This window comes from Immundisolibacter sp. (genome assembly GCF_041601295.1).
Taxonomy (GTDB): Bacteria; Pseudomonadota; Gammaproteobacteria; order Immundisolibacterales; family Immundisolibacteraceae; genus Immundisolibacter.
Genome location: NZ_JBFIII010000107.1, coordinates 1 through 8,344 on the forward strand (window position 1 = coordinate 1; position 8,344 = coordinate 8,344).

The window sequence follows — 8,344 nt, forward strand, 5'->3', positions numbered from 1 at the left end:
CTGGCCTGGATGCTGACCAAGCCGGCCATCACCGCCCCGATCATCGGCGCGTCCACGCCCCAGCACCTGGAGGACGCGCTGGCCGCGTCGTCGCTCAAGCTCACGCCGGAGGAGATTACGGTGCTGGAAGAGGCCTACGTGCCGCACCCGGTTGCTGGTTTTTCCTGAAGCGTGGCTACGCGTTTCAGGTATGTCACTGGTCTGGGGCGCGCCATGTCCGGCCTACGTGAGGGGATCCCTTAAACCGCCCAAGATCAACGCACCAACTGTGCCTGTTGCGTCTACACGCCAAGCCCTACCGTGCAGAATTCGAGATCAGAACATGATATTTTCCTCATCCACCACAGATCGGGCCTTTTAGCCGCTAGCGGTCCGCGGAGGTTAGGCCCTGTTAACAATCATGCCATCCATACGCAGGTACAGGCGAGCAGGATGAAGGCAGCGAAATGCGAAGCGAGTTTGTCATAGCGTGTGGCGAGGCGGCGGAATTGCTTGAGGCGCGCGAACAGGTTTTCGATCAGATGCCGGGCGCGGTAGCGATGCGTGTCCCAGGACCGGGGTTGATGGCGGTTGCGCCGCGGTGGGATCACCGCGTGGGCACCGGTGTCGGCGATGGCCTGGACGAAGGCGTCCGCGTCGTACCCTTTGTCGGCGATCACGGCGGCGGGTGGGTCAATGGAGGCCAGCAGCGCGTGCGCTTGCGTGATGTCGGCCTCCTGCGCCGCGGTGAGCCGGAACGTCAGCGGATTGCCCAAGGCGTCGGCGATCAGGTGAATCTTCGTTCCGAAGCCGCCACGAGAGCGGCCCAATGCCTGAGTGCCGTTTTTTTGGGTGCCCCGGCGGCATGCAGGTGGGCGCGGATGGCGGTGCTGTCAATGAAGACTTCTTCCAGGTCGGCGTCGCCGCTGACTGCGTCCAGGAGTCGTTGCCACACGCCGGTCTTGTGCCAGCGCGAGAAGCGCATGTACGTCGTGTGCCAGTGGCCCAACACCGGCGGCAGATCGCGCCACGGGGCGCCGGTTCGCAGCACCCACAGCACCGCCTCGATGAACCGTCGGTTGTCTGCGGCGGTGGCGCCAGGATCCGTCGGTTTGCCCGGCAACAGGTCTTTGATCCGCTCCCATTGGTCATCGCGTAGCGTGCGTCTAACCATCGGTCCAACTCCTGTAATGAGTTGGAGCCGTAGTCTAAACCTGATTGTTAACAGGGCCTAAGAACTTCACCAGAGCAATCATCAGTTTCCGTGCAAATAATTCCACCCGTAGCCACCCCAGTTCCGGACACGAAGACTTCCGCAATTGACACTGATGCAGTAATCAAACGCACGCCAAAATCTAACAGTTCGATCCTATCGATCGTGCCCATAACGGATGCTGCCCTGTTCCCGTCCCATCGGCCCATAATAGCGAGCCCCAATGGATCGATAAACCGGAGGGGATTGCTAGTAACGTAGCCATAGGGGTTAATTCCTCCTGCGAACCCAATTGGATCACTCGTAATATACCGCCCCGTGGCCGGATCATAGTACCGGTTCCAGTTGTAGTGCAGCCCGGTCTCTTGATCATAGTACTGCCCCGGGAAGCGCAGGTTCACGGTGACGGTGGACAGTTCTTCCGCTGGCGTGTCGCCAAAGGCACTGCCCTCCCAGCGCCAGACAATGGCCTGGCTTTGATCGGTCGCCAGGCGGGCGGTTTGCAGGTGGTCGGCGTGCAGGTAGGTGAGCGTGTCGGTGCCCATGGCGTCGATCTGTGCCACTGGGACGTCATCGTGCCACAGGTAGTCCCGCAGCGGGCTGCCGTCGCCGGCCGGCGGGGTCTGGATTGATAAAACGTGGTCTGTCGCCTATTGTTTTGCGCGTGGCCGAACTGCGCAAGGCGCGGGGGATCACCAAAATTCAGATGGCGGACACCCTGGGCGTCTCCCAGCAAACGGCCGTTTCCTACGCGGTGGGTCGGCGGCGTAATCCGGTGTCGGCGCTACCGATTTGGGCCGCGCTGCTGGCCACGTCCATCGATGAACTGCGACTGGACGAGGACGGCAGAGCAACCGGCGGCAAGCGCGGCCCCACGCCCAAACCGCAGCCGCAAATGGAGCGCGTTAGCCTCTTGCCGCGCGCCAAGCAAAAGTTTGTGATCGAGATGATCGATACAGTGATTCAACAAGCTTCGTGAGGAGAGTTCATCATGCAAACCGTCAAGCAAATCGTCCACGACATCGCCGAGCACCTGCCGGAGCAGGCCACCTTCGACGACGCCATGTACGCCCTCTATGTGCGCCAGAAGCTGGAGCGTTCGCTTCAGGCGGCGGAGGAAGGCAAGGTGACGTCGCAGGAAGAGATGGAAAAGCGCTACCTCAACGATGCGCGTTGAATGGTCGAATCTGGCGCGCGATGATCTCGATGAGTTGGTGCGCTACATCAGCCGCGATTCGGCGTTTTATGCCCGGCGCTTCGGCGAGAAGGCGGTGCTCGCCACGCGGCGACTGAGGGACTTTCCGGAAAGCGGCCGGATGATCCCGGAGGCCGAGGATAAAGCGCTGCGGGAAATTATCGTGAAAGGCTATCGCGTGATGTATCGCCTGGAACCCGAGCGCGTGCTCATTCTCGCCGTCATGCACGGCCGCCGCGATGTCGCCGGGCAGGAGAAAAAACCGTGGGATGATGGTTGAGGAAGCCCCGCGAACGCGGGGCTTAGGGGAGACAGTTCTATTTCTCCGCACCTGTATTATCGTCATCAAAATAAGGCTCGCCAGAGGGCCAGTAGAAATCGTACTTCTTGCTAAGTCTCTCTAGTACGGCCTCAATATTCGATGCCATGTTTACGGCTTGCAACGAGTCCATCCCATACACGTTAAAGTTATGCTCATCTAAACCATTGAACTCTACATGACATACCGCCATATCATCATCCACGGGAAACTTGACAGTCTCCTGATCAATGGGGCTCGGAGCTGAAACTCTGACCCATAGATTTCTTTTGGCGGAGCCACCCTTTTCAGAGAATAGGAGATGCCTTTCCGCAATATAATTGGCCATCTTGAACCTCAATAGATCTATTTCCCTCTTTCTTGGTAGCACTGCTCTCTGTTAATTCTTGCAGCCTCGAACAAGCGAACCGTGTACGTCCTGTCAGGGACGCACATGTTCTAAGGGTGCTCTGATACAGCGCTTCGCAACCATCGTCTTCGTCATCATCCGAGCACATATCGTAAATCACAGCACCCGTGATAATTAACCCAGCGACAACATCACCGAACGGGAAAGGACCATCCGCCGCCGCAAATCCGCCCGCAATCGGAAGCGCCCCTACTACCGCGCTTTCACCTGTTGGATCGGTATACCGCAAGGGATTGGCTCCCGCGTAGAGATAGGTGTTGAGTCCACCGTCGAGACCGATTGGGTCTGATGTTGTATACCGCCCCGTGGCCGGATCATAGTACCGGTTCCAGTTGTAGTGCAGCCCGGTCTCTTGATCATAATACTGCCCCGGGAAGCGCAGGTTCACGGTGATGGTGGACAGTTCTTCCGGTGGCGTGTCGCCAAAGGCACTGCCCTCCCAGCGCCAGACAATGGCCTGGCTTTGATCGGTCGCCAGGCGGGCGGTTTGCAGGTGGTCGGCGTGCAGGCAGCTGAGGATCTCGCCGGCCTGCTGGTCGATCTGTGCCACTGGGACGTCATCGTGCCACAGGTAGTCCCGCAGCGGGCTGCCGTCGCCCGCCGCCTCGCCAATCAGGTTGCCGCGCAGGTCGTACAGGTACACGGTGACCGTGCCACCCACCACCTTGTGGCTGCGCAGGCCGTCGGCGCCGTAGCGGTAGCTGGCCAGGGTGGTGGCGCCCTGCTCGACGGCGCTCAAACGCCCGGCCTGGTCGTAGTGGTACGCAGCGAGCTGAAGCCGCGCTCATCGGTTTCGCTGATCATCGAAGTATTCGAGCCTGGCCGCTTTAATTCAAGTAATTCAAGCACCCTTCCGATTGTTCCTTGAGAGGATACGCCCCGTATGTCTCGACCAAGTCCCGAAGAAACACCCTCAACGACGGTCGAGAGACCTTCCTCACTAAGTTCCGCAAAGCATCCAGACCTCTTTCGCTGTGAATAAACGATATCGATAGCGCCCCTCCCTCTGCGTAGCCTTCTTTTTCTGATTCAACAACGGATACGAGAAATGGGATATCTGATTCATCCCCGGCCAGCCCAATAAGATAGGTTGCTTGCCCCCGAACACTCAAGTCTTCAGACTTCGTTTTTGATAGAACGAAGCTGTGTAACTCGTTCATTTCTATGCCACTGGCGCGACAATGACGAGTTGCCTGAATAAGTACGTTCGCGAGCGCCAGCCGAATCATATCGACGTCCGATGCACTTCGAGGCACTTTAGAGTACTTATTCAAATTTTCTCTCCAAAGTGTGCGGACCGCCGCGAGATTGGCGTTAGACCATTCAACGTTATTGATAGCGTTGTACACCTCATCTACGTCAGTCTCGTGACACACCAACTCAAAAAGTTTGTTCTGCTCCGCAGACAATACGCTCGACAACGCAACCATGGCCATACTTACGAATACCAACATCATTCGTTTCATGAATTTGGTACCACTACGGTAGTGGCCAACTATTAGTGCCAGCTTTATACAGCTTCCGATTGAACCACCTCAGGAGTTCGTCAACTAGTTCCTTTCGTTCCTGCTCTTTGATGTCATCGTTGTCCCAGCGAAATTTTTCGCAGTTGCGCTCTTCCTCGCACCAGATGGTTGTAACAGTAATGGTTTTTGTAATCTTAAACTCACTGATACGTTTCAGGGTGTGTTCCCAGAGCCACCAGTCCACCCCGACCTCTGGCCCAATCGGCAGCTTGCCGCCTCCAGGAGGAAAGTTACCGCCAGCCGAGGGACGATAATTCTGCGGATGCAGAATGCGGAACTGCAGGAGTATTTGCTCGTCGAAAATAGTCTTAGTCGACGTAGAAACTCGCGGAATCCCTCTGAAGCAATTCGGGTACAGTCCCCAGGGGTCGACCCAGAACAGCGGGTTCCCGTTTGCGTAGGCGTAGGTGTTAGTCCCACCACCTAACCCTATCGGATCACTCGTAATATACCGCCCCGTGGCCGGATCATAATACCGGTTCCAGTTGTAGTGCAGCCCGGTCTCACTGTCGAAGTACTGCCCCGGGAAGCGCAGGTTCACGGTGACGGTGGACAGTTCTTCCGCTGGCGTGTCGCCAAAGGCACTGCCCTCCCAGCGCCAGACGATGGCCTGGCTTTGATCGGTCGCCAGGCGGGCGGTTTGCAGGTGATCGGCGTGCAGGTAGGTGAGGATCTCGCCGGCCTGCTGGTCGATCTGTGCCACTGGGACGTCATCGTGCCACAGGTAGTCCCGCAGCGGGCTGCCGTCGCCGGCCGCCTCGCCAATCAGGTTGCCGCGCAGGTCGTACAGGTACACGGTGACCGCGCCACCCACCACCTTGTGGCTGCGCAGGCCGTCGGCGCCGTAACGGTAGCTGGCCAGGGTGGTGGCGCCCTGCTCGACGGCGCTCAAACGCCCGGCCTGGTCGTAGTGGTAGGTCCGGCCCTGGGCGTCCTGGGTCAGGTTGCCGGCGGCGTCGTGGCTCAGCGGCTGGCTGTCGATGGCGCTCAGGCGGTTGCTGGTCGGGCTGTAGGCGTAGGTCTGCGCGCCGGCGTCGCTGACCTGCCCCAGGCGGTTGCCGTTGCCGTCGTAGCGGTAGTCGGTCTGGCTGGCGCCGTGGACTTGCTGGGTCAGCCGGTCCAGGGCGTCGTAGCCGTAGGCGCTGGCGATGCTGGTGTTGGCGCGGGTCAGCAGGTTGCCGCTGGCGTCATACGCCATCAGGGTCTGGTCGACGCTGCCCACGGTCAGCTGGGTCAGGCGCCCTTGCAGGTCGTACTGGCGGGTTTCGGTCACGCCGTTGCCGTAGCTGCGCCCGGTGACCTGGCCGGCGGCGCTGTACTGCACGTCCAGTAGGCTGTGGGCGACGCCGCCAAGCGTGCTGTCGATGCCGCTGATCCGCTGCACGGCGTCGCGGCGGTAGCTGACGGTGCGCCCGCTGGGTAGGGTCATGGCCACCCTCTGGTGGCTGGCGTTGTACTGGTAGGTCTGGGTGTAGGCGATGCCCTCCCGGGTGTCGGTCTTGGCGGTCAGGTTGCCGTAGGCGTCGTAGGCGTAGCCGGTGCTGCCACTGTGATCGGTGATGGCGCACAGCCGGCCGCTGCCGTGGGCGCAGGTATCGTAGCTCAAGCTGACGTTCTGGGTCCCGTCCGGGTAGGCGATGCCGGTCAGGCGGTCCAGGGCGTCGTAGCGGTAGCTGCGCGTGACACCGCGCGCGTCGGTCAGGCCGGTCAGGTTGTTGTTCAGGTCGAAGCTGTAGCTCACGGTGCCCCGGTCCGGGCCGGTTTCCTGGATCACCCGCCCCAGGGGATCGACCTGGTAGGCGGTGCTGGCGCCGTTGGGGGCGCTGATCTGGCCGTTGGCGTTGTACTGGTAGTGGGTGCTGCCGGCGAGCGCGTCGATCTGCTCGATCAGGCGGTTGCCGGGGTCGTAAACGGTGCCGGTCTGGTGGCCATTGGGGTCGGTGCTGGTGACCGGGTTGTCGGCGCCGTCGTAGCCGCATGGACGGTTGCACCGCCAACGATGGGCCGGTCGGTTTCACGCGCCAGATGAGCCGACTGCCCGCCTTCCTGCGCGAGAGTTTCACTTACGATCGCGGCAGCGAAATGGCGCGCCACGTCGAGCTGGCACGGCGGCTCAATCTGGACATCTGGTTCGCCGATCCGCACGCCCCCTGGCAACGCGGCAGCAATGAAAACACCAACGGATTGCTCCGACAATTCTTGCTGAAAGGCGCCGACCTTTCCGGTGTCAGTCAGACCCAACTCAACGACATCGCGCGACTCATGAACAATCGTCCGCGCATGACGCTCGGCTGGAAAACGCCCGCCGAAGTCATGGCCGAAGAGATGGCCAAATTTTCCAACCGTGTTGCACTTGACTCTTGAGACTACCCAGTGCCAAAGGTTGTTCTTTGGGCTGATCACCAAGCTCGGTTATGATCATCATGGAGCGGACACAGACCGATCAGATCCGCGCCATGGCGCTTCAAGGTGATCCCCATTCCTTGAGGTAGACACCCTGACGGATCGGGAGAAGAACCTGGCCAAGGAGATTCTGGACTTGGTGATCCTCAAGCACCGTTTCCGCGAACTGACCGGCCCCAAGGCCGCCATCGGCTGACGGAGGGAACAGAACATGAGCATTCAGACAGAACCTATGCAGGACCTGGTGGAGAAGATTCAATCACTACCGGCTGAACGCATCGCCGAGGTCGAGGATTTTGTGGATTTCTTGAAACAGAGAGCACGGGCAAAACAGCACGCTAAGCGCGAGCCACTGGATTTTCCGGTGATCAGCGTCGGCAAGTGGCCCGAGGATTTGAGTCTACGCCGCGAGGATATGTATGGCGACGATGGACGATAACGCGCTGTTCGTCGATACCAACGTCCTGGTCTACGCCAATGTTATCGAAACGCCATTTCATGAACAGGCGCTGGCGGCAATCAATGCCGCCTACCAAGCCAACCGAACGATCTGGATCAGCCGCCAGATCATTCGTGAGTATCTGGTTACGATGACCCGGCCCCAGGCCTTCGAGAACCTGCCAAAGGCCACGGCGCTCGAACAGATCGATCAGTTCATAGAGCGTTTTCAAGTGGCGGACGACACTGCCGCCGTCACCGGCCAACTCGTCAAGCTGATGGGGGATTTTCAGATTGGCGGCAAACAGGTGCATGACACCAACATCGTCGCCACCATGCAGGCCTATGGCATTCCGGCGCTGCTCACGCACAACACGAAAGACTTCGAGCGGTTTGGGGAGGCGATCAGGATCGAAGGGATTTAAGCCCAGGTCAACTTCCACTATTTTGTTTCGGAGCACCAAGCCCAACGCAGTTCCTAGAATCACAAGGATACTGCCAATCCCCAAGTACAACTTGAAGGTTGCCCCCTATTGTCCTAATTGCGGTTTGGGCTATCCCGGGTTTGACGGACGAGTTAAAGAAGATACCGCCAATCTGTGCTCGAACGCCGTCGGACTGAGGTAGCCCAGCGCCTGGTATAGGCGCCTGCGGTTGTAGAAACCCTCGATGTACGACACGACCTCGCGGCGCGCGTGGTCGCGATCCTGAAAATGGATGCCATGGACCAACTCGTTTTTGAGCGTGCTGAAGAAGCTCTCGGCGGGTGTATTGTCGTAGCAGTCCCCGGTGCGTCCCATGCTGGGCAGCACGCCGTGCTCCTCCAGGATTCGCCGGTACTCGCCGCTGGCGTAAAGCCTGC

General features: G+C 59.5%; 13 protein-coding genes and 2 pseudogenes. 7 read left to right on the forward strand and 8 right to left on the reverse strand.

Going from position 1 to position 8,344, the window contains the following annotated elements:
* Window positions 1-168 (forward strand): aldo/keto reductase (locus tag ABZF37_RS12275; protein WP_372720342.1); only part of this gene is annotated, 168 nt, incomplete at its 5' end.
* Window positions 169-398: 230 nt separating this feature from the next.
* On the opposite strand, the gene ABZF37_RS12280 is transcribed toward ABZF37_RS12275, so the two are convergent.
* Window positions 399-1,153, reverse strand: a protein-coding gene (locus ABZF37_RS12280; RefSeq protein ID WP_372720319.1) for an IS5 family transposase whose coding sequence is annotated in 2 segments (ribosomal slippage) — window positions 399-835 and window positions 835-1,153 — 756 coding nt in all. Because the reading frame shifts where the segments join, the coding sequence is not laid out codon by codon here.
* 47 nt (window positions 1,154-1,200) lie between these two features.
* Window positions 1,201-1,755 (reverse strand): RHS repeat-associated core domain-containing protein, encoded by a 555-nt coding sequence (locus ABZF37_RS12285; protein ID WP_372720321.1) that lies wholly within the window; start codon window positions 1,753-1,755, stop codon window positions 1,201-1,203.
* A gap of 101 nt (window positions 1,756-1,856) precedes the next feature.
* Here ABZF37_RS12285 and ABZF37_RS12290 point away from each other — a divergent pair, with 101 nt between their 5' ends.
* The 3 genes from ABZF37_RS12290 to ABZF37_RS12300 are packed head-to-tail and all read left to right on the forward strand — an operon-like array spanning window position 1,857 to window position 2,667.
* Window positions 1,857-2,171 (forward strand): helix-turn-helix domain-containing protein, encoded by a 315-nt coding sequence (locus ABZF37_RS12290; protein ID WP_372720323.1) that lies wholly within the window; start codon window positions 1,857-1,859, stop codon window positions 2,169-2,171.
* A gap of 12 nt (window positions 2,172-2,183) precedes the next feature.
* A complete protein-coding gene (locus tag ABZF37_RS12295) occupies window positions 2,184-2,369 on the forward strand; it encodes a hypothetical protein (protein ID WP_372720325.1) in 186 nt (61 codons plus the stop codon).
* Window positions 2,359-2,667, forward strand: a complete 309-nt coding sequence (locus tag ABZF37_RS12300; protein WP_372720327.1) for a type II toxin-antitoxin system RelE/ParE family toxin — start codon at window positions 2,359-2,361, stop codon at window positions 2,665-2,667. The genes ABZF37_RS12295 and ABZF37_RS12300 overlap by 11 nt, the downstream gene beginning before the upstream one ends.
* A 37-nt stretch (window positions 2,668-2,704) precedes the next feature.
* On the opposite strand, the gene ABZF37_RS12305 is transcribed toward ABZF37_RS12300, so the two are convergent.
* The 5 genes and pseudogenes from ABZF37_RS12305 to ABZF37_RS12325 form a co-directional block, all read right to left on the reverse strand.
* Window positions 2,705-2,911: a hypothetical protein gene (locus ABZF37_RS12305; RefSeq protein WP_372720329.1), complete on the reverse strand. Its 207-nt coding sequence runs from the start codon at window positions 2,909-2,911 to the stop codon at window positions 2,705-2,707.
* 82 nt (window positions 2,912-2,993) lie between these two features.
* Window positions 2,994-3,854, reverse strand: a complete 861-nt coding sequence (locus ABZF37_RS12310; protein WP_372720331.1) for an RHS repeat-associated core domain-containing protein — start codon at window positions 3,852-3,854, stop codon at window positions 2,994-2,996.
* Window positions 3,855-3,942: 88 nt separating this feature from the next.
* Window positions 3,943-4,581 carry a hypothetical protein gene (locus ABZF37_RS12315; protein WP_372720332.1) on the reverse strand — a complete coding sequence of 213 codons (639 nt, stop codon included), beginning with the start codon at window positions 4,579-4,581 and terminating at the stop codon, window positions 3,943-3,945.
* Between the two features lie 13 nt (window positions 4,582-4,594).
* On the reverse strand, window positions 4,595-6,382 hold the full coding sequence (locus ABZF37_RS12320; protein ID WP_372720334.1) for an RHS repeat domain-containing protein: 1,788 nt from the start codon (window positions 6,380-6,382) through the stop codon (window positions 4,595-4,597).
* Window positions 6,383-6,499: 117 nt separating this feature from the next.
* Window positions 6,500-6,601, reverse strand: a pseudogene (locus tag ABZF37_RS12325) (hypothetical protein); the annotation flags it as partial.
* A gap of 14 nt (window positions 6,602-6,615) precedes the next feature.
* Here ABZF37_RS12325 and ABZF37_RS12330 point away from each other — a divergent pair.
* From ABZF37_RS12330 to ABZF37_RS12340, 3 genes and pseudogenes are all read left to right on the forward strand, one after another.
* Window positions 6,616-7,005 (forward strand): annotated as a pseudogene (locus ABZF37_RS12330) (IS30 family transposase); the annotation flags it as partial.
* A 250-nt stretch (window positions 7,006-7,255) separates the two neighbouring features.
* Window positions 7,256-7,483 carry a DUF2281 domain-containing protein gene (locus tag ABZF37_RS12335; protein WP_372720336.1) on the forward strand — a complete coding sequence of 76 codons (228 nt, stop codon included), beginning with the start codon at window positions 7,256-7,258 and terminating at the stop codon, window positions 7,481-7,483.
* Window positions 7,473-7,907: a type II toxin-antitoxin system VapC family toxin gene (locus ABZF37_RS12340; protein ID WP_372720338.1), complete on the forward strand. Its 435-nt coding sequence runs from the start codon at window positions 7,473-7,475 to the stop codon at window positions 7,905-7,907. The genes ABZF37_RS12335 and ABZF37_RS12340 overlap by 11 nt, the downstream gene beginning before the upstream one ends.
* 129 nt (window positions 7,908-8,036) lie before the next feature.
* On the opposite strand, the gene ABZF37_RS12345 is transcribed toward ABZF37_RS12340, so the two are convergent.
* Window positions 8,037-8,344, reverse strand: a 308-nt coding sequence (locus tag ABZF37_RS12345) for an IS3 family transposase (protein ID WP_372720340.1), incomplete at its 5' end; no start/stop codon positions are given.

What these genes read in the sequence shown, in the direction of transcription:
- ABZF37_RS12295 (WP_372720325.1), top strand. Translation starts at nt 2,184, where the DNA reads ATGCAAACCGTCAAGCAAATCGTCCACGACATCGCCGAGCACCTGCCG.
- ABZF37_RS12300 (WP_372720327.1), top strand. Translation starts at nt 2,359, where the DNA reads ATGCGCGTTGAATGGTCGAATCTGGCGCGCGATGATCTCGATGAGTTG.
- ABZF37_RS12315 (WP_372720332.1), bottom strand. Translation starts at nt 4,581, where the DNA reads ATGAAACGAATGATGTTGGTATTCGTAAGTATGGCCATGGTTGCGTTG.
- ABZF37_RS12335 (WP_372720336.1), top strand. Translation starts at nt 7,256, where the DNA reads ATGAGCATTCAGACAGAACCTATGCAGGACCTGGTGGAGAAGATTCAA.
- ABZF37_RS12340 (WP_372720338.1), top strand. Translation starts at nt 7,473, where the DNA reads ATGGACGATAACGCGCTGTTCGTCGATACCAACGTCCTGGTCTACGCC.